20 protein-coding genes are annotated in these 22,719 nt (G+C 59.3%); 8 read left to right on the top strand and 12 right to left on the bottom strand.

The features are described from left to right. Positions 1-7: 7 nt before the first annotated feature. On the bottom strand, positions 8-697 hold the full coding sequence (locus C7378_RS02990; protein ID WP_341539113.1) for a sugar phosphate isomerase/epimerase family protein: 690 nt from the start codon (positions 695-697) through the stop codon (positions 8-10). Between the two features lie 246 nt (positions 698-943). Continuing rightward, entirely contained in the window at positions 944-2,263 is a 1,320-nt protein-coding gene (locus C7378_RS02985; protein ID WP_131992757.1) for a Gfo/Idh/MocA family protein, read from the bottom strand. Positions 2,264-2,630: 367 nt separating this feature from the next. Between C7378_RS02985 and C7378_RS02980 the strand changes: the two genes are divergently transcribed. Next, on the top strand, positions 2,631-3,545 hold the full coding sequence (locus C7378_RS02980; protein ID WP_131991524.1) for a sugar phosphate isomerase/epimerase family protein: 915 nt from the start codon (positions 2,631-2,633) through the stop codon (positions 3,543-3,545). A 38-nt stretch (positions 3,546-3,583) separates the two neighbouring features. Here C7378_RS02980 and C7378_RS02975 read toward each other — a convergent pair whose 3' ends face one another. After that, a complete protein-coding gene (locus tag C7378_RS02975) occupies positions 3,584-4,720 on the bottom strand; it encodes an MFS transporter (protein WP_131991522.1) in 1,137 nt (378 codons plus the stop codon). Between the two features lie 302 nt (positions 4,721-5,022). On the opposite strand from C7378_RS02975, the gene C7378_RS02970 reads away from it, so the two are divergent. Then, entirely contained in the window at positions 5,023-6,633 is a 1,611-nt protein-coding gene (locus C7378_RS02970; RefSeq protein ID WP_131991520.1) for a fucose isomerase, read from the top strand. Positions 6,634-6,641: 8 nt separating this feature from the next. On the opposite strand, the gene C7378_RS02965 is transcribed toward C7378_RS02970, so the two are convergent. Beyond that, positions 6,642-7,232 (bottom strand): molybdenum cofactor guanylyltransferase, encoded by a 591-nt coding sequence (locus tag C7378_RS02965; protein ID WP_131991518.1) that lies wholly within the window; start codon positions 7,230-7,232, stop codon positions 6,642-6,644. Beyond that, positions 7,229-8,602 carry a dipeptidase gene (locus tag C7378_RS02960; RefSeq protein ID WP_131991516.1) on the bottom strand — a complete coding sequence of 458 codons (1,374 nt, stop codon included), beginning with the start codon at positions 8,600-8,602 and terminating at the stop codon, positions 7,229-7,231. Before C7378_RS02960 ends, C7378_RS02965 begins: the two co-directional genes overlap by 4 nt. 250 nt (positions 8,603-8,852) lie before the next feature. Here C7378_RS02960 and C7378_RS02955 point away from each other — a divergent pair, with 250 nt between their 5' ends. From C7378_RS02955 to C7378_RS02945, 3 genes are read left to right on the top strand one after another with little or no spacing between them, the layout of a single operon-like run. Next, positions 8,853-9,989 carry a PHP domain-containing protein gene (locus tag C7378_RS02955; protein WP_131991514.1) on the top strand — a complete coding sequence of 379 codons (1,137 nt, stop codon included), beginning with the start codon at positions 8,853-8,855 and terminating at the stop codon, positions 9,987-9,989. After that, complete coding sequence (locus C7378_RS02950) at positions 9,986-11,206, top strand: glycosyltransferase (protein ID WP_243648023.1); 1,221 nt, start codon at positions 9,986-9,988, stop codon at positions 11,204-11,206. The genes C7378_RS02955 and C7378_RS02950 overlap by 4 nt, the downstream gene beginning before the upstream one ends. Continuing rightward, positions 11,206-11,925 carry a hypothetical protein gene (locus C7378_RS02945; RefSeq protein ID WP_131991512.1) on the top strand — a complete coding sequence of 240 codons (720 nt, stop codon included), beginning with the start codon at positions 11,206-11,208 and terminating at the stop codon, positions 11,923-11,925. The genes C7378_RS02950 and C7378_RS02945 overlap by 1 nt, the downstream gene beginning before the upstream one ends. Before the next feature lie 52 nt (positions 11,926-11,977). On the opposite strand, the gene mdh is transcribed toward C7378_RS02945, so the two are convergent. After that, positions 11,978-12,904, bottom strand: coding sequence for a malate dehydrogenase (mdh, locus tag C7378_RS02940; protein ID WP_131991510.1), 927 nt, complete (start codon positions 12,902-12,904; stop codon positions 11,978-11,980). 158 nt (positions 12,905-13,062) lie between these two features. Then, entirely contained in the window at positions 13,063-14,466 is a 1,404-nt protein-coding gene (locus C7378_RS02935) for an NADP-dependent isocitrate dehydrogenase (protein ID WP_131991508.1), read from the bottom strand. A 162-nt stretch (positions 14,467-14,628) separates the two neighbouring features. Between C7378_RS02935 and C7378_RS02930 the strand changes: the two genes are divergently transcribed. Further along, complete coding sequence (locus C7378_RS02930) at positions 14,629-15,111, top strand: DinB family protein (protein ID WP_131991506.1); 483 nt, start codon at positions 14,629-14,631, stop codon at positions 15,109-15,111. A 48-nt stretch (positions 15,112-15,159) separates the two neighbouring features. On the opposite strand, the gene C7378_RS02925 is transcribed toward C7378_RS02930, so the two are convergent. The 4 genes from C7378_RS02925 to C7378_RS02910 form a co-directional block, all read right to left on the bottom strand. After that, the gene (locus tag C7378_RS02925; RefSeq protein ID WP_131991504.1) at positions 15,160-15,918 is read right to left on the bottom strand and encodes a DUF4397 domain-containing protein; all 759 of its coding nucleotides are present in this window, start codon (positions 15,916-15,918) and stop codon (positions 15,160-15,162) included. A 101-nt stretch (positions 15,919-16,019) separates the two neighbouring features. Further along, a complete protein-coding gene (locus tag C7378_RS02920) occupies positions 16,020-16,418 on the bottom strand; it encodes a hypothetical protein (protein WP_243648022.1) in 399 nt (132 codons plus the stop codon). Positions 16,419-16,473: 55 nt separating this feature from the next. After that, a complete protein-coding gene (locus C7378_RS02915; protein ID WP_131991500.1) occupies positions 16,474-17,304 on the bottom strand; it encodes a hypothetical protein in 831 nt (276 codons plus the stop codon). A 51-nt stretch (positions 17,305-17,355) separates the two neighbouring features. Beyond that, positions 17,356-17,739 carry a response regulator gene (locus tag C7378_RS02910; protein ID WP_131991498.1) on the bottom strand — a complete coding sequence of 128 codons (384 nt, stop codon included), beginning with the start codon at positions 17,737-17,739 and terminating at the stop codon, positions 17,356-17,358. Between the two features lie 258 nt (positions 17,740-17,997). On the opposite strand from C7378_RS02910, the gene ychF reads away from it, so the two are divergent. Together ychF and C7378_RS02900 are read left to right on the top strand one after the other, a co-directional pair. Beyond that, positions 17,998-19,077 carry a redox-regulated ATPase YchF gene (ychF, locus tag C7378_RS02905; protein ID WP_131991496.1) on the top strand — a complete coding sequence of 360 codons (1,080 nt, stop codon included), beginning with the start codon at positions 17,998-18,000 and terminating at the stop codon, positions 19,075-19,077. Between the two features lie 101 nt (positions 19,078-19,178). Next, the gene (locus tag C7378_RS02900) at positions 19,179-19,895 is read left to right on the top strand and encodes a ZIP family metal transporter (RefSeq protein WP_131991494.1); all 717 of its coding nucleotides are present in this window, start codon (positions 19,179-19,181) and stop codon (positions 19,893-19,895) included. A 378-nt stretch (positions 19,896-20,273) separates the two neighbouring features. Here the strand turns inward: C7378_RS02900 and pnp are convergent, their stop codons facing one another. After that, on the bottom strand, positions 20,274-22,706 hold the full coding sequence (pnp, locus tag C7378_RS02895) for a polyribonucleotide nucleotidyltransferase (protein WP_131991492.1): 2,433 nt from the start codon (positions 22,704-22,706) through the stop codon (positions 20,274-20,276). Positions 22,707-22,719: the final 13 nt, after the last annotated feature.

The following is a 22,719-nucleotide window of genomic DNA, read 5'->3' as shown; positions in this document are numbered from 1 at the left end:
TGCGTGGCTACTTCCCTTTTTCTCCGTACCCCATACCCGCGAGCACACCTCGCATATAAGAAAAGCTGGCGATGACGCCGGGCATGGGATTGTCTGCGTGGACCTCATACTCGAGATCGACATAGCCCTTGTAGTTGATGGCGATCAGCGCCTTGAAGATATCTCTGACGGGCATCTTGCCGGCGCCGACTGGAACCTGGCTCTCTTTGCTCTGGAAATCTGTCAGGTCCTTCATGTGCAGGTTGAACAGCCGTGGACCTACTTCGTGAATTGCCTGCACTACATCTGTTCCGGCTCGCATGGTGTGGCCGACGTCGATGCAGCAGCCAATCCGTGGATCCATGTTCTTCACTGCCTTCAGAACATCGAGCGGCGAGTGCCAGATCTTGTCTTCAGGGCCGTGGTTATGAATGGCCAGCCGAATGTCGTACTCCTTCACGAACTTTTCGATTCGCGGCAGAGTCTCCGGGTCTGGATCGCCAGCAACGATGACGGGGATCTTGGCCCGCTTGCAATATTCAAACTTGCTGCGGATGTCCTCGTCTTCGTCTTTCCGAAAGTAGATCGCGCCAGCCGCATGCAGCGTGATGCCCGCGTCGGCGTAGGCCTGAACGGCCTGCATCTCCTCCTGCGGATCCATGGGAAGATGATCTTTCACATCTTTCGGGTTAAGGGAATCAACATTCAGATCTTTCATGAACCCGATCAACTGGGCGCGATCGAAATCTCTGAAAGTGTAACTGGCAAGGCCCAGATGAATTGGCGAGTTTGCGTTGTGCGAGCCGTACGGCTGAGCCAAAACGGGGGTTGTTTTGACAGCAGCGCATACGGCCGCAGCGATAGCGCCTGAGCGAACGAAGTTTCGACGCGACAAGGTGTTTTTCATCATGTGCCCTCTTGCAGCTTCCAATTGACAACGCGGACTGCTTTACCTGACCGGAGGCTAGATATGTGGCGCCCAGCCCTTTTCATATTCGCGGCCCCAGAACTTCATGGCAGCCGGATCATTCTGAATGTGGCCCTGCTGCGGATCAAGGTGCAACTCGCGGTTGACCTCCCATGAGATGTTGGAGAGTTGAAGCATCGTCACAGCCACATTGCCGACCGAGATAGGAGCATTGAGCTTCTGGCCAGTGCGGATTCCGGCGATGAAGTTGGCGAAGTGAGCATCGGTCATCGAGTCGCGCCCGAGCAGATCCGACGACGAGGTTTTATCGCCGGTTTTGAACTCGCTGGTCTTATGGCCCTTCAGGTCATAAATCTCATAGCCGTCGCGATCGACGAGCACCGATCCGGTCGTTCCCATGATTACGGAGCCGCGATCGCGGTTATAGAACTTCATTCCCTGGCAGCTCTTGCCCTCCCAGGAGATCATTTTGTCGTCGTATTCGAAGCTGGTGACGAGCGTGTCGTAGAACTGCCAGTCGTCTTTGAACTGATATCTGCCGCCGGAGGAGCTGACGCGATTCGGATAGTCGACGCCGAGCGCCCAGCGGCACACATCAACTTCGTGCGTTCCATTATTCAGCGCTTCGCCTGTTCCCCATATCTTGAACCAGTGCCAGTTATAGGGCTGCACATTGTCTTTGTAGGGTCTTCTTGGGGCAGGTCCCTGCCACAGGTCCCAATCGAGCTGTGGAGGAACCGGAGCTTCCTTTCCGATGCCGATGGACTTTCTCGTGTTGCTGTACCAGCACTTGGCGTAATAGGGCCGACCGATCAAGCCTTCATGGATCTTGCCGACAATTTCAATTGTGTGGGGCGAGGAGCGCTGCTGTGTGCCCATCTGCACGAGCTTTCCGTACTTGCGCTGCGCCTCGACCAGCATCGCACCTTCCGCAGGGTTGTGGCTGCAGGGCTTCTCGACATACACGTGCTTGCCGGCCTGCAGCCCGGCAAGAGCCAGAGGCGTATGCCAATGGTCAGGAGTGGCAATCGTGATTGCATCTACATCCTTGTGTTGGAGCAGTTTTCTGAAATCCTGGTCGGTCTCCGGTGTGTAGCCGAGTTCCTTCTGCACGTTTCCAGCGAACCTTGCCATCGTATGGGTATCCACATCGCAGACCCTGGAGATGCGCGCCGTCGCCTGGTTCGCCTTGAGTGCTGAAAGGTGTGCATAGGCTCGACTGTTGAGTCCGATCACGGCAAAGTTGAGACGATCATTGGATCCGAGGATCTGCCCGTAGCTCTTTGCTGTCGATCCGATAGCCAGGCCGGCCGCCCCTATGGCAAGTGTGTCAAGAAACTCACGTCGATTAATCATCATTCCCCTTCTGACATCCGGTTAGCATTTCGAGCGCTAGCGCATCCTCTGCAAGCAGGCTAGCCATTCACAAGCATCTTTCTAACTGCATGCCCAGCATGCCTGCCTGAATCCAGGCGAGCCGCAGAAGACATGCTTTTCGCAATACCTGATGCACACGTCCCGCGGTACAGGCGCAGATCAGTACAAATGTTGGCGCGAACCGCAATATAGTTTCAATGCAAAACAAATGTCAAGCATGTTGCCGAAGAGGCCCGGGACCGGGAGTCCATCGTCTATGAAGGATGGCGAAGGCCGTCGGGCGGGATGGCAGATGATAAGCTGGCCACCTCGGTTCCTCACCGAAGAAATGAGAGATCAAAAAAAGATGACCTCTAACCGACGCGACTTTCTCAAGATCAGCTCTGCTGCTCTTCTCTACAACTGCGTAGCGGCCCACGCCAGCGCAGCGTCTCCCTATCCTCTTGGGCTGCCCCTGGGGCTGCAGCTCTACTCCGTGCGCGAGATGTTGCCGACGAACTATGAAGGCACCCTTAAGCAGATTGCAGAGCTGGGATATCGCGAGGTGGAAGCGGCGGGATTCTACGGCCACAGCGCCGCGCAGGTGAAGCAGGCCATGAAGAATTCCGGCTTGCGGTGCGTCAGCGCACACTACTCCTATAACGATCTTCAGAAGCAGTTTGAGCAGGTACTCGACTTCAATCGAGAACTCGGAGTCAGCTACATTATCTGCTCCTTTCCGGGATTCAAAGACCCGGCCCGGCTGAAAGGCATGCCTTACAAGAATCAGATCGAGGCTTTCACCATCGACGATTGGCGGTGGAATGCCGAGCAGTTCAACCACATGGGCGAGAAGGTGCGCGCGGCGGGCATGCGCTTTGGCTACCACAATCACACGATGGAGTTCCGCGCGCAAAATGGCGTGGTGCCTTATGTCGAGTTACTGCGCCTGACCGATCCAGCGCTGGTTACGATGGAGATGGATTGTGGATGGGTGGTCGTGGGTGGCGGCGATCCTGTCGAGTACCTGCGGCATTATCCGACGCGCATCTCCATGCTGCACGTGAAGGACTTCAAACGGACAGAGAAGCCAACATCCGTGACCGCGCCACCGCCAGCTGCGGAGCTAGGCCAGGGCACGATCGATTATCGACCCATCTTCAAGCAGGCTGCCATCGCCGGACACATCCGGCACTGCTTTGTAGAGCAGGAGGAGTTCGATAAGCCGGCGATGGAGTGCCTGAAGATCGACGCGGATTACATGCGCAATCTGAAGGCTTAAAAAAACTGATGCCTCACGGGCAGCGCTGCACAACACATTTAGCTGTGCAGCGTTGCCCGGATCACCACGCTCAGCACAATCATCAGCAGCGCTGCAGCCGGTATTACATGGAGAGCCTTCCGCAATCGCAGAGGGTCGCCCCCGGCAATCGCTCCAATCACGCGCGAACTCACAGCGAGCCCCAGCCAGCCGCAGGTAATGGCGAAGCCGATCGCTGTGCTCGTCATCTGCGGTGATACGTCAGCCACGATGGCAAGCACGGTGGGAAAGACGGGAGCCATGGAGAGGCCAGCGAGCCCGACCAGGATCAAGGCTGCGGCTGGCCGCTTCGTCCTCAGCATGAGAAACGTCGTGACAGCCATCACGATGGAGGCCATCAGGGTGACGGTGGTGGCAGATGTTTTGAGGAGGATCGATGATGCCAGGAGGCGCCCCAGCAGCAGTCCGAGGGCAAAGCCCATGGAGAGAATATTCAGCGCCCGCGACTCGGGAATACCCTGTGCGATGAGGTGGCGCGGGAGCCAGTTCCACACTCCCACTTCGCAGGAGACATAGAGGAAAAGAAACAGCCCCAGCAGCAAGACCATCGGCCTGCCGAGCACCTGACCGATGTTAGCCAGCATGAAGTCATGGACGCCTGTGGGCCCGGGCATTCGCGTGGCGATCTCGAGCACCAGAGTCAGGGAAGAAAAGGCAGCGATGGAGTAGCAGAGACGAATCCAGTTTTTCCGGAAGAGATTCGCGGCGATGAAGGGCGTAACGAATCCTCCGAGTCCGAAGAAGAGGTTCACCATGTTGAGCATGCTGGCCCTGTGGGCGTTTCCCACATCGCTGGCCAGCGCGTTCGCCCCTGTAATAACGATGCCTCCGCCCACGCCCAGGATGAAGAGGAGAGACAGGATGCCTTTGAATCCCCGCACCCGTGGCAGCGCGAAGAGGGCTATCGATATGAGCGAGAGCCCCAATATAAGACCAACCTTTTTACCCTCAGCATCGAGCAAAGGGCCGACGCCAAGAGAGGCGAGCATGAGGCCGAGCGCCTGAGCGAAGGCAATATTGCCATTCTGACTCGGGGTGAGGTGGAAGCGCTCGGAGAGATCCGGCAGGATCGTTCCCAGGGTAGCGGCGATCATGCCATAGACAAAAATGGCCAGAACAACGGCAAGAACTAACATCAGGAAATATACCCTTCCTTACGCCTCATGAAACAGATTGAACTCTAGAAGAAAGCCGTGCGGCAGGAACGTGCCTCCGCCCCAGCTTCCGACATGTCGCACCAGTATGAACCAACCGCAGCCATTGCGCGATAGGCCGCCCGTGGCGACTTAGCCGCGGGATGATTCAACAGGCACGGCGCATCGAGCGCAAGCGGCAATGCAGATATCTTCCCTGCAGGATGGACACGTATGTCTCAAATGGAATTATTATCATCTATCGCGTGCGACGGCTCGCGATGCTTTCCGGGGAATAAAACATCATGTCGTTGGTCTATCTCGTAGCCAGTGGCGATCTTCGCCTCAGCGCCAACCAGGTTTGCTGGCCCGCCCAGCTTGCATTGGAGACGCTACTCCTCAAGGCAGTTGAGAGCTTTGGATTTGAAGTGCGGAGAGCTCACAGCTTTCAACCGGAAAAACAGCACGGATTCATCGACAGCCAAAGATATGGCATGGACGTCTTCCGGGAGATACCCGCCGGTGCACCGGTGATCGTCGCTGAGGCAGTGTGGCAATACAGCCACCACGTTCTGGCGGGGCTCTATCATCATGACGGCCCGATTCTGACGGCGGCCAACTGGAGCGGGCAATGGCCGGGGCTTGTTGGCATGCTGAACCTCAACGCTTCTCTGACGAAGGCGGGCGTTGCCTACAGCACGATCTGGAGCAAGGATTTCACGGACGAATACTCGCGAGCCGGATTGGAGCAGTGGCTTCACGGGAAACGCATCAGGCACGATGCTTCCCATGTGAAGCGTCTCGCCGCGCAGACAGTCTCCGGTGTTGCAGGCGAGACGGGCCACGAGGTGGCCGCCGGCCTTCTCCGCGACAAGGCGATCCTGGGCGTCTTCGATGAAGGCTGCATGGGCATGTACAACGCCATCATTCCCGATGAACTTCTTCACCCGATGGGCATTTTCAAGGAGCGGCTGAGTCAGTCGGCGCTCTACGCGGCGATGAGGGTGATTCCAGCCGAGGAGGCCCAGGCGGTTCGTGACTGGCTCGGGCAAAAGGGAATGAAGTTCGAGACTGGGCCGGATGGCGCGATTCATTTGACGGAAGAGCAGATTCTCGACCAGTGCCGCATGTATATCGCAGCGCTGCGAATCGCCGATCAGTTCGGCTGTGCGGCCATTGGCATCCAGTACCAGCAGGGACTGAAGGATCTGGCGCCCGCCTCCGATCTTGTCGAAGGGCTGCTGAACAATGTGGACAGGCCGCCGGTGCGGCATGCGAGCGAAGATCGCGTTTTATATGAGGGCGAGTGCCTGCCTCACTTCAACGAAGTTGACGAATGTGCCGGTGTCGACGCACTCGTGACCAACCGGGTGTGGCGCAAACTGCAGCTCGATCCTGAAACGACGCTCCACGACATTCGCTTTGGCGAAGAGTGGCAGGGGCAATTCGTCTGGGTCTTCGAGATTTCAGGCGCAGTGCCACCACAGCATCTGGTGGGTGGCTATCAGGGCGCGACAAGCGAACGCCAGCCTCCGATGTACTTCCCGCTGGGCGGTGGGACGCTGAAAGGAATCAGCAAGCCTGGCGAGATCGTCTGGAGCCGGGTGTATGTCGAGGATGGGCGGCTCAAGGCGGATATGGGCCGCGGTACGGTGCTCGATCTGCCGCGTGAAGAGGTGAATCGCCGCTGGCAGCTGACGACTCCGCAGTGGCCCATCATGAACGTCGTGCTGCATGGGGTAACGCGTGACCAGATGATGGGTCGGCATAAATCCAACCACGTGCAGGTGGCCTACACAAAGGACGGCGCCACGGCGACAACGGCCCTGATGGCCAAGGCGGCAGCGTTTCACCAGCTAGGCATTGAGGTCTATCTCTGCGGAGTCGAGCAGAACGCCAGTTCGGCAGCTATTTAGGCTGAGCCTTATGCAGTGCCGGCACGGGCGAGGTCATCCGGCGAATTGACGTTCGTAAACCACTGGTGAGGTGGGCTGGGAAGGCCGAAGTTTTCCTGGGCAGTGGCTACGGATTCGACGGAGAAGAGATCGGTGCGTAGCCCTGTGACCACACGCATGACTTTGCCGTCGCCCTGTGCGAGAGCGGCGGAGATGCGGGGCAGGAGCGTTCTCGAATAAACGGCGCAGAGTGGCTGGGGCTGACCGGCGATTGTGGGGATGGTTGCTGCTGCTCCGGTGAGGCCTACGCGAGCGAGCAGCAGACGCAGGAACTCCGGCGGCAGAAGCGGGAGATCGACGGGCAGAAAGAGCGCAGCTTCAGCGACGTTGGATAGCGCAGCCTCGATGCCGCCCAGGGGGCCAGCGCCGGAATGCAGGTCTTCCACGATGGGTGCGAAGCGCCGGAGATCAGGCCTGGAACCGGCGATATGCGGGTCGAGGCCGACGCCCACCAGAAGCTCCACAGCGTGCTCGATCAACAAGCGGCCGCGAAAAGGCAGCAGCGCCTTATCGCGGCCCATGCGGGTGCTGAGGCCGCCTGCGAGGACAAATCCCTTCACTGCCCCAGCTCTTCAAAGAAGGCGACAACGGACTCGATGCCGCGATGGAAGTTCGCGATGTGGAACTTCTCGTTTGGCGCATGGAGATTGTCGTCAGGAAGGCCGAAGCCCATCATGACGGTGGGAATCTGCAGGTGGCGCTCGAAATCGCCAACGATGGGAATAGAGCCGCCCGAGCGGATGAAGACCGTCTCCTTGCCCCAGACGGAGCGGAGGGCCTGGGTGGCTGCGCGGATATATGGATTATCCGTACCGATGACGATTGCGTCGCCGGAGTGAATCAGCCGGACTTCCAGCTCAACGCCGGCGGGCTTGAGTGACTCTACAAAGCTCTTGTAGAGGGCGAAGGTGTGGTCGGTGGTCATGTCCGGGACGAGACGCATGGAGACCTTGGCGACCGCTTTGGCCGGGATAACCGTCTTCGCGCCTGCGCCGGTGTAGCCGCCAGGCATGCCGTGGACGTCGAGCGTAGGGCGCGCCCAGGTGCGCTCCAGGACACTGTAGCCGGGCTCGCCGGTGAGCTCAGGGGAGCCGACTTCGGTGGCGCGGTAGTGCTCCTCATTAAACGGCAGAGCCTGCCAGGCGCGAAGCTCGTCCTGGCTGGGAGGCTGGATGGCGTCGTAGAAGCCGGGAATGAGGATACGGCCGTCCTTGTCCTTGAGCTGGGCGATGATCTGGGCGAGAGCAACAAAGGGATTCGGCACCGCGCCTCCGTACATGCCGGAGTGGAGGTCGGTCCTGGCGCCGCGGACCTCAATCTCGGTATAGATCATGCCGCGCAGCCCTACGCACAGGGTGGGCAGGTCGGGAGCGAACATCTCCGTATCGGAGACGAGGGCAAAGTCGGCCTTGAGGCGCTCAGGGTGTTCGCGGACGAAGCGCGCGATGGATTCGCCGCCGACCTCTTCTTCTCCCTCGAGAATGACGCGGACGTTGAGGGGCAGCTTGCCGTTGCCGGTGGAAAACAGCGATTCCAGCGCCTTGAGGTGCATATACATCTGGCCCTTGTCGTCCACGGCGCCCCGGGCGTAGAGGTTGCCGTTGCGCTCGGTGGGCTCGAAGGGCGGGGTGAGCCACTCATCCAAAGGATCGGGCGGCTGCACGTCATAGTGGCCATAGCAGAGGCAGGTGGGCTTGCCTGCTGCGTGCAGCCAATCGGCATAGACGAGCGGGTGACCGCCTGTCTCGATGATCTCGACGTGCTCCATGCCGATGCGGGTGAGCTCGGCGGCGAGCAGCTCGGCGACGCGACGCACGTCTCCCTGATGCTCAGGCAGGGTGGAAACGGAGGGGATGCGCAGGAGGGCTTTGAGTTCGTCAAGGAAGCGCGCTGACTGGCTGCGCGCGAAATCAATTGCTGGAGAGGACATGGGTGCTCCGGTTTCAGTGAATGGAGTGCGACTCATGAGTATATCGCCGGGCCGATGACAGGAAGCGACGGTTCGCGCCGGCTAACGTCTAACTGATAGAAGTGTAGGCTGACGTCTAAATCATAGAATTATGGATGAAAGATTACATAAACCTCATCTTGTAATTGAAGAAGACATGATAAAAGAATGTCTGACAAAGGCTTCATAAAGCTGTGATAGATTTAGCCGGATCAGCTAAGGACTGTCTCCATTGGCGGCGAACCAAGTTTCATGCATCTGGAAAAACCCGAACATAACGCGTGACTATCGCACTGGCGTTTCCCTTCATAGTCATACAAACCATTCAAACGAAAAGCTGCAGTTCATTCCGGCATTTGCCGAGAAATGGTCGCCCATGCGCCGGGCGCTGGAACACCTGTGCACCAAGTCGGCCATTCCCGTCGATTTCGGACGGGCCTACTGGACTCCGCCTCTAAGTCCGCGGCACGCGCTCGAGGTGGAGACGAAGCAGTTTGAAGACGGCCTGGGACTGGCAGCCCTGGTGTCGATCACCGACCACGATTCGATCAAGGCTCCGGCAGCGCTGCAGATGTCTGCGGAGACTGACGGGGTGCCGTTGTCGATGGAGTGGAGTGTTCCCTTCAGGGGAAATGTCTTCCACCTGGGGATCCAGAATCTGCCGCCGGAGCGGGCGCAGGCGATTGCCGACGAGCTCAACGCTTGCACTACGGCAGCCTGCGAGGAGCACGCGAGCGATCTGCTGTCGATGCTCCACGGTATGCCCGATGTGCTGATTGTGTTCAACCATCCGCTGTGGGATATGGCGGGATGGGGGACGGACCGGCACGCTGCAGCTATCGACCAGTTCATCGAACGGAACCAGGGCATGCTGCATGCACTGGAACTGAACGGGATGCGGAAATGGACGGAGAACCGCTACGTGATGCCTCTGGCGGAGCGCTGGAAGCTGCCGCTGATCTCGGGCGGCGATCGCCACGCGTGCGAGCCCAGCGCATCAGTGAACCTGACGAATGCGCAGAGCTTTGCCGAGTTCGTACACGAGGTGCGGCGAGAGAAGCTGAGCCACGTGCTGTTCATGGCGCAGTACGCCGAGCCGATGTGCGTGCGTGTGACCCACTCGGTGCTGGACGTGATCCGCGAATATCCGAACTACCCCGAGGGCTGGAGGCGCTGGGATGACCGGGTCTTCCATCCTGACAGGAATGGGGTGCCGGTGCCATTATCGTCGATGTGGACCAAGCCACCGGAGTACATCAATCGAGTCATGGCTTTTGTTCGCCTGGCAGAGAACACTACAATTCAGAAGGGGCTGCGGCGCATCTATCCAGGCGATGCGGAGCTGCATCCTTCTGAGGTTGTGTCTTGAACGAAGAGAACCCGCGCATCGCGTTTTTCCCTGACGCCTACAACGAGGTGGATGGGGTCGCGATGGTAGCACATCACTTCAGGGACTATGCCGAGGATCACGGGCTGCCCTTTCTTCTCTTCCATGCGGGCGACAGCGATGAGTGCGTGCGCGAGGGCTCGGTAACAAGAGTCCAGCTGAAGCGGAGCCAGTTGAGCTTTCCGCTCGATCGCGCCCATGATTTCGACCTGGCATTCATGCGGCACTATGGCAGGGTAGCCGCGATGCTGCACGAGTTCCAACCAGACTACATCCAGATTACGGGACCAAGCGATGTCGGCATCCTGGGCATGACGCTGGCGCGGAAGCTGAAGATCCCGCTGGCAGCCTTCTGGCAGACGAATCTGCCGCAGTACGCGGGTCTGCGGATGAGGCGAAGCCTTTCCCTGTTGCCACAGAAGATCGCGGCGAGCGCCGGAGGGGCTGCAGAGCGCCTGAGCGCCGTAGTGACGAACAGCTACTATCGCGTGCCGGAACTGCTGTTTGCGCCAAATGTGGAGATTGCCGCGGAGCTGGCGAAGGCCACAGGCAAGCCTTGTTCGCTGATGCGGCACGGCGTCGATCTGCAGCTCTTTGACCCGGCGAAACGCGAACGCACCAGCGAAGCATTTACGATCGGGTATGTGGGAAGGCTCTCCACTGAAAAGAACGTGCGGATGCTGGCGGAGATCGAGAGGGCGCTGCTGGCGCGCGGATGCCGGGAGTTCCGCTTTCTGATCGTGGGGCAGGGGACAGAAGGCGAGTGGCTGCGCGAGAATATGTCTTACGCTGAGATCGCGGGTGTGTTGCGCGGTGAGGCGCTGGCGCGGGCTTTCGCAGGGATGGATGTGCTGGCTTTCCCTTCAGAGACGGAGACGTTTGGGCTGGTAGTGCTGGAGGCCCTGGCCTCGGGTGTGCCGGCGGTAGTGACCGACCGGGGCGGACCGCAGCACACGGTACGGCACGGAGAGACTGGATTTGTGGCAAGAAATGCGGAGGAATTTGCCGCATCGATTGAGACGCTCATGACGCAGCCGGAGCGGCTGGCGGCCATGCGCGTTGCAGCACGCGAGGATGCGCTCGATGCTTCATGGGAGCGCGCCTTTGAAGATATTTACCGGAGCTATCGAGACCATGCGCTGACCGCAGAAGGATTGCAGGCGTATCCGCTCGACTCCGCACGACCGGCTGGAGTTTAATGCGTATTTTTCCCTGGGTTGCTCTTTTCTCTCTGCTGATGGCGCCGATGCAAAGCCCGGCAGCCACGCCTACACAAACTCCTCTCACACTCTCCCAAGTGGTGCAGAAGATGATCGACCGCAACATTGCGCGGGCACGCGCGCTGGAGAGCTTTGAGGTGAAGCGGACGTACACGCTCTCCTACAAAGGCTTTCACAGCGACCTGCACGCCGAGGTGGTCGCGGACATGACCTACACGGCTCCGGATACGAAGGTGTTTCACATTGTCTCCGAGAGCGGCCCCAAGCTGCTGGTGAACGAGGTGATCAAGAAGCTCATCAAGGCAGAAGTGGATGCTTCCAACGCGGAGAATAAGAAGCGGGTTGATCTGAATACGGAGAACTACACCTTCAGCAACCTGGCATACCAGCCGGAGGCGGACGGATGCTCCTACAGCGTCTCGGTGGAGCCGAAGACGCCGACAAAGTATCTCTATCGCGGCGAGGTATGGATCAACGATCGCGACTTCGCGGTGTGCAGGATCAACGTGGAGCCGGCGAAGAATCCTTCCTTCTGGATCACGGGCACAACGATCAACCATGTCTATGAAAAGGTCGGGGATTTCTGGCTGCCGGAGAAGAACAAGAGCGTATCCACGATCCGGATCGGCGGCCATGCCACGCTGATGATTCTGTATGACGACTACAAGATACTGAAGGCGGAGCCGCTGCCACAGTAGAGAGCTGAAAAGGCCGGCGACCTGAGAGGTTCGCCGGCCTTCTGCTTTGTGGCTAGACGCCGATGACGGCGCAAAGCTCCTTGACTGCATCGGCACTCTTCTGGAGTGCGGCTGCTTCCTCGTCGGTGAGCTTGATCTCGATGATCTGCTCAAGGCCGCGCGAGCCGAGCTTGCACGGAACGCCAACGAAGTAGCCGTCGATGCCATACTCACCCTGAAGATAGACGGCACAGGGAAGAATCTTCTTCTTATCCTTGAGAATGGCCTCGACCATCTCCACGGTTGCGGCGGAGGGGGCGTAGTAGGCGCTCCCGGTCTTCAGGTGCTTGACGATCTCGGCACCGCCGTCGCGGGTGCGCTGCACGATGGCATCGAGGCGATCCTTGGGGATCAGCTCAGTGATGGGAATGCCCGCCACGGTGGAGTAGCGCGGAAGGGGAACCATGGTGTCGCCGTGGCCGCCAAGAACGAAGGCTGTGACGTTTTCCACGGAGACCTTGAGCTCTTCGGCGATGAAGGTGCGGAAGCGTGCAGAGTCCAGCACACCGGCCATGCCTATGACGCGCTCGCGGTTGAACTTGGCCTGACGGAAGGCGGCCTGCGCCATGGCGTCGAGCGGGTTGGAGACGATGATGAGAATACAGTTGGGCGAGTGGGCGACGACCTTGCCCACGACATCGGACATGATCTTGTAGTTGGTCTGCAGCAGGTCATCGCGGCTCATGCCGGGCTTGCGCGGAATGCCTGCGGTGATGACAACGATATCGGAGTTGGCAGTGTCGGCGTAGTCGTTGGTGCCGGTGATGTGGCAGTCGCGCTTCTCAATGGGCATGGCTTCGAGCAGATCGAGCCCTTTGCCCTGGGGAATGCCTTCCGTGACATCGACGAGGACGATGTCAGCCAGTTCCTTCGAGGCGATCCAGTGTGCTGAGGTTGCGCCGACGTTCCCTGCGCCTATGATGGTGACTTTCTTACGCATGCTTCTCCTTCTTTGGTGTTGCGGTGACTGCACCAGTGTGAATATGAAGTTGGCGGGGCTCGGTTCCCTGCGCAGAAACAGCACAAGAAAACAGGACCCCGGCAAACATCACAAGAACTGCAAGTGCCTCCACGATGAGGCAAACCTTTGTTGCTTCGCTACTTCATATTTTCAATCATGCGGGTAGCAAATTCGCTGGTCTTGACCTTGGTTGCACCAGGCATCTGGCGTTCGAAATCATAAGTGACGTACTTCTGCTGGATGGTTTTTTCGAGCGAGCTCTCGATGAGCTTCGCGGCTTCGCTCCAGCCGAGGAACTCGAAGAGCATGACGCCGGAAAGCATCACGGAGCCCGGGTTAATGACGTCCTTATCGGCATACTTGGGAGCAGTGCCGTGGGTCGCCTCGAAAACTGCATAGCCGTCGCCGATGTTGGCTCCGGGCGCGATGCCGAGCCCGCCAACCTGTGCGGCGCAGGCGTCGGAGATATAGTCGCCGTTGAGGTTGGGGCAGGCTAGGATGCTGTACTCCTCAGGACGGATGATGACCTGCTGGAAGATGGAGTCGGCAATGCGGTCGTTGATGAGGATCTTCTGCTTCCACTTGCCGTTGCCGTGGCTTGCGCCGATGGAGTCGAGTACTCCCTTGACCTCGGCGTAGAGCTCCTGACGGAACTGATCGTTGCCGAACTCAAGGCCCGGCTCAATGAGCGCCGCGTTCTGCTCGACGGTGAGGCCGGGGTTCGCCTCCTGGTTGCCGAGGATCCAGCTCTCGCGCTCGGTGACGACCTGATCGCGGAACTCATCCACGGCTACTTCATAACCCCATTCGCGGAAGGCGCCCTCAGTGAACTTCTGGATGTTGCCCTTGTGGACGAGGGTGACGGACTTGCGGTTGTTCTCAATGGCGTAGCGAATGGCATAGCGCACGAGCCGCTTGGTGCCGAAGATGGAGATGGGCTTGATGCCGACGCCGGAATCCTCGCGGACGCGCTTCTTGCCGCCCTTGAGCATTTCGTCGTTGAGGAAGCTGATGAGCTTCTTCGCCTCAGGAGTTCCCTCTTTGAATTCGATGCCTGCGTAGACATCTTCCGTGTTCTCGCGGAAGATGACGACATCGAGCTTTTCAGGGTGCTTCACGGGGCTGGGGACGCCCTGGTAGTACTTGACCGGGCGGACGCAGGAGTAGAGGTCCAGAATCTGGCGCAAGGCTACGTTGAGCGAGCGGATGCCGCCGCCAACGGGAGTGGTGAGCGGTCCTTTGATGGAGACACGCAGGTCGCGTGCGGCGTTGACGGAGTCATCCGGAAGCCAGGTCTTGAACTCGCGGAAGGCTTTTTCGCCAGCGTAGATCTCAAACCACTTTACGGAGCGCTTGCCTCCGTAGGCTTTTTCGACGGCGGCGTCGAAGACGCGCTGCGAAGCGCGCCAGATATCGCGACCGGTGCCGTCGCCTTCAATGAACGGGATGATGGGGTGATCGGGAATCTGATACTTACCGTTGGCGTACTCAATGGGCTGGCCGCCCTCAGGCAGGGCCATGTTGTTGTATTTCGTCTGCATTAAATGCGGATCTCCGTGCGCAGGACTCAAAACTGCTTCGAGGCTAACATCCGCAAAAGACGAGTGGCAATCGAGGGCGCATCTCAAGGGGAGAAGAGACAATCCGGACGATCCGCTGAAACCGATCGAGACAGCAATTCGATCCGCACTCAAGGAGAGAAAATGGCAACCGATGACCGCGTATTAAGAGAACAGCTTGTGGAATTTCTGCGACTGGGGAGCGCTCATGCCGATATCGAGGCAGCGTTTCACAAGTTTCCGCCCGAGTTCTATGGGGCGAAGAGCAAGGGTGCATCGCACTCAGCCTGGCAACTGCTGGAGCACATGCGGTTCACCGTGCATGACCTGCTCGACTTCTCAACCAATGCCGAATACGTTGCGCCGAAATGGCCGGAGGACTATTGGCCCGGCAGCGAGGCACCAGCCGACAAAGCAGAATGGGATGCGTCAGTGAAGGCCCTCCAGGAGGACATGGCTGCGTTTGAGAAGCTGGTCGATAATCCCCGATCAAATCTTTATGCGCGGATTCCCTGGGGTGAAGGGCAGACCCTGCTTCGCGAGGTGCTGCTGGCCGGAGACCACACCAGCTATCACCTGGGGCAGCTGGTGGCGTTGAGGAAAGAGCTGGGCGCGTGGGAGGGATGAGGCGCAGGGAACAGGGCCAGCGAATCAGCTATCGACTGGCCCTGAGCTCTACATGGCACTCGATGCAGTGGTCGCTGCACCGGAAACGGGAAGGTCCTGGGTTAACAAAAAGCCAAACGAGGCACTCTTGTTCGGTGCGGGATCGAGAGCAACGGCGGTGTAGATGCTGCCGGCAGGAAAGTTCGTGCCGGATGCGCCGCTGTCTATGAGGGTCGTGCCAGGATTGCCTGCCGGTGTCACCCGGATCTCATAGGTTCCGGAAGCGACCTGCAAATAGCTCGTCACGGTGCCGAGAGTGAGATTTTTGAGCGTGGGCGTGGTGGGGTTTTTCGGATTATTGATATCTGTTCCAGGCGCGGTCACATAAACATCGACCGGGCCGGCTGCGGCCGAGGCGTGAACGACTCGGATCTTGAAGTTGTTGGCCTTCGGGGGCGTAAGGTCGTCATTGATGACCTGGAGCTGGAGGCTTACGGGAACACCGATGGCGAGCACCGTGTAGTACTGGTTCTGCTGAAGGCTCTGGGTGGTGCTGAGGAGCGCGTTCGTGTCTTTGCCAGCGGCGAAGAGTTGAATGCTGAGGTTGGCGCCAGCCGGGACATGGGCATAGCTGGAGGTGGCGTTCCCAAAGGCGAGGTTCTGGGCGGCGAAGCTGTTGCCCACCTTGATATCGACGTTGGTGGCTCCGGAGGATGCGTGGATTACTTTAACGTAGCTGCTGCTGCCTAAGGCACAGCCGCCAAGGACAGTTGTTGCTGCAAGTGAGGCAAGGGCGATCCATCTTTTAGTCGTACTTATTGGATGCAACGAGGTGATACCTCCGAGGAATGGGACGATTGCGACAGCCCTTTGTTATGTGTATCGAGGCCGGATTTATTTTACAGGGCTCAAAAGGGCGAGGAGCGAAATCACTTCCAGCTGACGGCGAGCTGCCACCGCAGATGTCGCAGAGAGGTCTTGTGCAGGACGCGCTCGTACTCTTCAAGTTCGCCGATGACGCTGCAGGTTTCAGTACCAAGCGCAGTGGGCGAGTCCTTGAGAAAATCGAGGAGGGTGGAGATGGTCGCCAATCCATCGTCGGGAGAGAACCACTGCGGCGGCGGCAGGGTCTTGGCCCACTCGGGGTCACCTGCGCCCTCTTCGAGGAGCAACGCCATGGAGTTCTGATCGGCGGAGAAGAATTCGAGTAGCGGCTTGATACCGAGCCTGGCGGCGAGCTTCTCCAATGCATCTTCGTTGCGCGCGAGGGCGCGGCCGTTTACGAAAATATCGAAGCCGGGGTCTTCACCCTCAACGACTATGTACATCGAGGCGCTCATTCTGAGGACCAGTTTAGCGCAGGAGCGCGCTCTGCCTTGGTGTTTAAGATGCAGGAGTAACCCGAAAGATCAATGTTTCTTTGCCATCCTGCCGCCAGAGGGCGAGGAAGCTGACGAGCATGAGAGCTGCTCCGGCGAACATGAGCCAGCCGGGCTGCTGGCGCAGCAGGAACGCGCTGAGGGACAGAGTAACGACCATCTGAGGCCATACGAGGGCTGCGACCCTGACCGCATCTCGCTGAGCGAGGAGCCACCAGGTAAGCCAGGCGGCGGCGGTATTGACGGCGAGCGCGGAGATGAGCAGCGCAGCGAGAGGAGGAGCGGCTGCCAGGTGTGGAGAGGGGAGACGAAGGCTGAACAGCCAGAAGGCCGCTGCCGCGGTGGCATGCTCCACAAAGAGAAGCGGCGCAAGGGGAACACCGGACACCAGCAGTCGCCGGGCGTAAGCAAGAGAAAAGGCGAGCAGGGCGATGGCGGCGCCAAGCGCCAGCAGGCGGGCCCACTGGTCGGCGCGCAACTCAAGTGCGCTGGAGGCGGCGAGAACCATGCCGGCTATGCCCGCGATGCTGAAGTTACGCAGAAAGCTGGATTGAGAGTCGAGCGCGAGCAGCAATGGAACCGAGCACAGGGCCACGGGCACTACTCCGGCAGCGAGGCGCTGACCGGCCCAGGAGAGCAGCAGCCATGGCAGCAGGTCAAAGGTGATGCCAAGCAGAATGCCCCCGAGAGGCGGACGGCTGCCTCCCTTGCGCAAGAGATCTCTGAGGAGGATAAGGCCAAAGACTGTGGCGGAAATGGCGAACTGGATGGAGAGGGTTCGCCAGGTTTCAGGAATCTGCAGGAGCCACTGACTGCCCTGAATCAAAGCAATCAAAACGATCGCAGACGCCCGCTTACGGCGAGAGATCACAAGGAAGAAGCCCTTTCAGGCTGTTCGTCCGATAGGCTCATCGAGCAACGACTTGACGAGCGAGATAAGGCTCTCCGGAGCAAATGGCTTCGCCCGGAAAATCACATTCAGATCTTTGTACTCGTCCTCGGCCTCCAGCAAACCGCTGATGACCAGCACTGTGACCTCAGGAAGTTTTTTACGGAGGTTGGTGATGAATTCGGGACCATTCATCCCAGGCATGAGGTGATCCGTGATCACAAGGCTAATCGCCTCGGATAGGCCCGGCTCCTCAATCTTCTTCAAGGCTTCGACAGCATTGCCGGCGAGAACCCCACAATGACCTGTGCGCTCCAGAATTTTCAGACGGGTAGTAGCCTGCAGAAAATTGTCATCAACCAGCAGGATTTCGGGAATCATTATTTACGACCAGCCTCCAGATAAGCCCCGTGCAAGGAATGATGACAAATGCGAGACCCCGGGTTGCATTCCCTAGAAAAGGTTTTACCTCTCGCGGATAAAAAATACAACTTGCGGATGAGGAAAACATCCATCGGCATGTAGATTACCTTAAACTTCGGTAATCTTGAGAAGGAATATGGCGCAAGCTGGGTCCCTGAGCTGAGCGCGTTATGATTAATAGCTGGCGCACCCGCCAAATTTCGGCTTAGGACACTCATGAAAACCGGCATCATCGGTCTGCCCCAGGTAGGCAAGACTTCCCTCTTCAAAATTCTGACCAAAGCCAAGGTCGAGGATCGCGGCTACAGCCGTGAGGCCCATCTGGGCGTGGCGAAGGTTCCTGACGAGCGGCTGGACCAGCTGTCAGCCCTCTACGACCCGAAGAAAATTATCTACGCGACGGTCGAGTATGCGGACGTGGCGGCGATCGGGCAGGAAGCGCTCAAGGAAACATCGTTCCTGGCGAATCTGCGGAACGTGGATGCGCTCATCCATGTTCTGCGGGCCTTTGAGGACGATTCGATTCCCCATGTGGGTGAGATCGACCCGCTGCGCGACATTAAAAACGTCGAGTTCGACCTGATGATCTCCGATCTGACACAGGTGGAGAAGCGGCTGGAGCGCGTGGAAAAGGACCTGAAGAAGATGCGCACGGGGGAGCTCGAAAAGGAGCATGCACTGCTGCTGCGCGCCAAGGAGTCACTGGAAGCGGAGAAACCGCTGCGCGAACTGGAAATGACGGCGGAAGAAAAGAAGCTGATTCGCGGCTTCATGTTCCTCTCGCAGAAGCCGATGCTGTATGCGCTGAATATTTCAGAAAGCGCCACGCTCGGGGCAGACCTCGAAGGCGCCGTGGCCAAGTACAAGCTGGAAGAGGTAGCCTCACGGCCGAACGCCGGGGCGACAGCCATCTGCGGGAAGGTCGAGGCAGAACTGGCGGCGATGGACGATGAGGAGGCCGCGGAGTTTCTCGGCTCCTATGGGCTGACGGAGAGCGGCTTGCGACGGCTGATCCGCAAGAGCTATGAACTGCTGGGGCTCATCAGCTTCTTCACCGTAGGCGAGGATGAGTGCCGCGCGTGGACGGTGCCGGTGAACTCCCGGGCGCAGGAAGCGGCGGGAGCAATCCACTCCGACCTGGAAAAGCACTTCATCCGGGCAGAAACGATCCACTGGGATACCCTGCTGGCGGCCGGCTCTGAGGCGGTAGCGCGCTCGCAGGGGACCCTGCGGCTGGAAGGCAAGGATTACCTGGTGCAGGATGGCGATGTAATGCACATCCGGCACAGCGGCTAAACCTGAATCGATGATTAGAGAACAGGGAGTACGCCCCTGTTCTCGCCCGTTTACGGCGTTTCCGCCGTCCTTTTTCCATGAACGTCTTTGATTGCTGACTCATGATGCTTTCGCTCATTCTCGGTGGTGTGGCCGCGTTCGCCGATATCTTCGGCGGCCTGGTGCTGGTGCGCTCGAACTGGGAGAAGCGCTACCTGCGCTACTTCGTGGCGCTGGGGGCGGGCTTCATGATGGCCGTGGCGCTGCTCGAGATGGTTCCGGAGAGCGTGTCGACCTTTCCCAAGTGGGCTCCGCTGCTGATGCTCGCCGGTTATTGCGGCATCCATCTGCTGGAACACACGATTACGCCGCATTTTCACTTCGGCGAAGAGACGCATCACGACGAATTCCTGTCAGCACACACCAGCTACTCAGTGCTGGCCGGCCTGGCGATGCATGCGCTGTTCGATGGTGTGGCGATCGCTTCCGGCTTTGCATTATCGAGTGCGCTGGGGTGGCTGATCTTCCTGGCAATCTTCCTGCACAAGATACCCGAGGGCTTCACGGTGGCGTCAGTGATGCTGGCTGCGGGACAGAGCCGCCGGGCGGCAGTGTGGTCTGCAGTCGTGCTGGCGTCGTCAACACTTGCGGGCGTGCTGGTGATCGGGTTGTTACCGTCCTGGGTGAAGGCGGGACTGCCGCTGTCGGCGGGAGTGGCGGTCTACGTGGCAGCGACAGATCTGGTGCCGGAGGTCAACCGCGAACCGGGGATCCGGATGGCGCTGGTCTTTTTCGCCGGGGTTATTCTCTTCATACTGCTGCGAATGCTAGTGCCGTGAGCTGACGGCTCCGCTAGCTGGAAGGCATGCGCTGGGCAGACGAACTGCGAGATTTACGGCCTCTGTTTTTCAAGAGGAAGGAACTGCGGCACTGCGCACATTCCCAGGGATAGAGACCGATTCTGGGGTAGATGTTTTCCTGGAAGAATCCGTGCCGAGCTACCCGGCTCAGCTCAGTTTCTCCGCATTTCGGGCATCGCAGTTTCGTCTTATTCATAGACAGAGATAGCCAGCGTTCTTTCTGGGTAATAATTACTTTTTTATTACGATACCCCTCTTTTAATAGATTACGAGGGGGTAATAAATTTAATAACCACAATTTATTGATGAAGCTAAAAAAGCGCACCCTTAAGGTGCGCTTTTCAGGCTATTGAAAGACTACTGGGGTCCGCGGCTGCCGCCCGCGGTACCATTGCCGCCGCCCGGTCCGCGACCGCGGCCGCGACCACGACGCCGGCGACGCTGCCCGGCCGGGCCACCACCGCCAGGGCCACCCGAGCCAGCGGGACGGCTCTCGCCACCGCCAACAGGGGCGCCTTCAGCGCGGTTGAAGTTTGGCTCATCGCCGCCCTCATCCTCGCCTTCACCCTCGTCGTCGAAGTCGTCTCCGCCTTCGATAGTGATGGTGTTGTCGTTCGAGAATGGCTGACGCTCGCCCTCATGCTGCGGGGCTGAAGCGGCCTCGTCAGAGACGGCGCCCGGCTCAGGCAACCCGAGCTTGGCGCGCTGCTCCTTGAGAAGCGCCTTGCGGGAGAGCTTAATGCGGTTGCCCTCGATGCCCAGCACCTTGACGAGAACCTGATCGCCTTCGCGGAGCTCGTCTTTAACTTCCTTCACACGGTGCTCGGCGATCTCGCTGATGTGCAGCAGACCGTCGGTGCCGGGGAAGATCTCGACAAACGCGCCGAACTCCGCCAGCCGGACGACCTTGCCGAGATAGGTCTTGCCGATCTCGGGCACTGCGGTCAGATCGTTGATCATCGCGAGCGCTCTCTCAAGGCCCTCGGCGTCAGAGGATGCCACGTTGACACGACCGGTGTCGTCAACATCGATCTTGACCTGGGTGGCCTCAATGATGCCGCGGATGGTCTTGCCGCCGGGTCCGATGAGGTCGCGAATCTTGTCGGTCGGGATCTGCATGGTGCGGATCTGCGGCGCGAACTTCGACTTCACATCGCGGGGTCCGCTCAGCGCTGCGTCCATGGTATCCAGCAGGAAGAGCCGACCGCGACGGGCCTGCTCCATTGCTTCGCGCATGATCTGGCCGGTGATGCCGCCGATCTTGATATCCATCTGGAGAGCAGTGATGCCGTCACGGGTGCCGGCAACCTTGAAGTCCATGTCGCCGTAGTGATCTTCCGCTCCGGCAATGTCGGTAAGGATGGCGTAATCATCGCCCTCTTTGACGAGACCCATGGCGATGCCGGCGACGGCTGCCTTGAGGGGAATGCCTGCGTCCATGAGCGCAAGACTTGCGCCGCAGACGGAGGCCATCGAGGATGAGCCGTTCGACTCAAGGATGTCGGAGACTACTCGCAGCGCGTAGGGCGACTCTGCCTCACTGGGCAGAACGGCTGAAATGGCGCGCTCGGCGAGGGCTCCGTGGCCGATCTCGCGACGGCCTACGCCGGTCATGCGGCCCACTTCGCCAACCGAAAACGGCGGGAAGTTGTAGTGCAGCATGAAGCGCTTCTTCTGCTCGCCCTCGAAGCTCTCAAGCCTCTGGGCGTCATCACCGGTGCCGAGGGTTGCGGTGACCAGCGCCTGCGTCTCGCCGCGCGTGAAGAGCGCCGAGCCGTGGGTGCGGGGCAGCACACCGACCTCAATGGTGATGGGACGAATCTGGTCAAAGGCGCGGCGATCGGGACGAACGCGATCCTTGGTGACCTGCTCGCGGAAGATGCGTTCGCGCAGGGTCTCGTAGTAGGTCGCGAGCTTCTTCTTCGCGTTGGGATCGTCAGCGGGCAGCTCGGCGGCGAGCTCGTCCTTGATCTGCTTGATGAGCGAATAGCTCTCGGCCTTGGGGTGCGCGTGGGTGTCGAGCGCGTCCTTGAGGCGTGCGCCGATCTTGGTTTCGAGCGCCTCGTAGTATGCGGTGTCAAACTCGGGAGCCTTGACCGCGCGCTTCGGCTTGCCGGCGCGGGAGACGAGGTCGTCGATCGCAGCGCAAATCTTCTTGATCTCGACGTGAGCGAACTCGATGGCGTCGACGACGGTCTCTTCCGTGACTCCGGTCGAGCCGCTTTCGATCATCACGATACCGTCTTTGGTGCCGACGACGGTGATGTTGATGGGGCTCTCACGGCGCTCAACGTAGGACGGGTTGATGACGAACTCGCCATTTACCTGGCCGACACGAACCGCACCGACAGGGCCGCCGAAGGGGATGTCAGACAGCGCGAGAGCGCAGCTTGCGGCGTTGATTCCGATGACGTCGGGGTCATTTTCCTTATCCGCGGAGAAGACCAGTGCGATGACCTGCGTCTCGTTGCGGAAGCCCTCAGGAAACAGAGGGCGGATGGGACGGTCGATCTGGCGGCTGGTGAGGATCTCGCGCTCACTCGGACGGCCTTCACGCTTGATGAAGCCACCGGGGATGCGTCCACCTGCATAAGCGTATTCGCGATAGTCGACGGTGAGGGGAAAGAAGTCAATGCCTTCTTTGGGATCAGGCGAGGCGACGGCGGTGGCCAGCACAACGCTGTCCCCCTGGGTGACGAGTGCAGCGCCAGAGGCCTGCTTGGCCATGCGGCCGGTTTCAAAGGTCAGATGCTTGCCACCGGCAAGCTCGACCGTGATGTCCTGCTTCATACAATCCTCTTTT

The organism is Acidipila rosea, assembly GCF_004339725.1.
GTDB lineage: Bacteria > Acidobacteriota > Terriglobia > Terriglobales > Acidobacteriaceae > Acidipila > Acidipila rosea.
The sequence above is the reverse complement of the archived record's forward strand: the minus strand, read 5'-3'. Positions and strand labels throughout refer to the sequence as shown.

Excerpts from the sequence above, each read along its gene's own strand:
- C7378_RS02960 (WP_131991516.1), bottom strand. The coding sequence starts at position 8,602 with ATGTCCTCTCCAGCAATTGATTTCGCGCGCAGCCAGTCAGCGCGCTTC.
- C7378_RS02980 (WP_131991524.1), top strand. The coding sequence starts at position 2,631 with ATGACCTCTAACCGACGCGACTTTCTCAAGATCAGCTCTGCTGCTCTT.
- ychF (WP_131991496.1), top strand. The coding sequence starts at position 17,998 with ATGAAAACCGGCATCATCGGTCTGCCCCAGGTAGGCAAGACTTCCCTC.
- C7378_RS02910 (WP_131991498.1), bottom strand. The coding sequence starts at position 17,739 with ATGATTCCCGAAATCCTGCTGGTTGATGACAATTTTCTGCAGGCTACT.
- C7378_RS02975 (WP_131991522.1), bottom strand. The coding sequence starts at position 4,720 with ATGTTAGTTCTTGCCGTTGTTCTGGCCATTTTTGTCTATGGCATGATC.
- C7378_RS02990 (WP_341539113.1), bottom strand. The coding sequence starts at position 697 with ATGAAAGATCTGAATGTTGATTCCCTTAACCCGAAAGATGTGAAAGAT.
- C7378_RS02970 (WP_131991520.1), top strand. The coding sequence starts at position 5,023 with ATGTCGTTGGTCTATCTCGTAGCCAGTGGCGATCTTCGCCTCAGCGCC.
- C7378_RS02900 (WP_131991494.1), top strand. The coding sequence starts at position 19,179 with ATGATGCTTTCGCTCATTCTCGGTGGTGTGGCCGCGTTCGCCGATATC.
- C7378_RS02935 (WP_131991508.1), bottom strand. The coding sequence starts at position 14,466 with ATGCAGACGAAATACAACAACATGGCCCTGCCTGAGGGCGGCCAGCCC.
- pnp (WP_131991492.1), bottom strand. The coding sequence starts at position 22,706 with ATGAAGCAGGACATCACGGTCGAGCTTGCCGGTGGCAAGCATCTGACC.
- C7378_RS02945 (WP_131991512.1), top strand. The coding sequence starts at position 11,206 with ATGCGTATTTTTCCCTGGGTTGCTCTTTTCTCTCTGCTGATGGCGCCG.
- C7378_RS02930 (WP_131991506.1), top strand. The coding sequence starts at position 14,629 with ATGGCAACCGATGACCGCGTATTAAGAGAACAGCTTGTGGAATTTCTG.
- C7378_RS02920 (WP_243648022.1), bottom strand. The coding sequence starts at position 16,418 with ATGTACATAGTCGTTGAGGGTGAAGACCCCGGCTTCGATATTTTCGTA.
- mdh (WP_131991510.1), bottom strand. The coding sequence starts at position 12,904 with ATGCGTAAGAAAGTCACCATCATAGGCGCAGGGAACGTCGGCGCAACC.
- C7378_RS02985 (WP_131992757.1), bottom strand. The coding sequence starts at position 2,263 with ATGATTAATCGACGTGAGTTTCTTGACACACTTGCCATAGGGGCGGCC.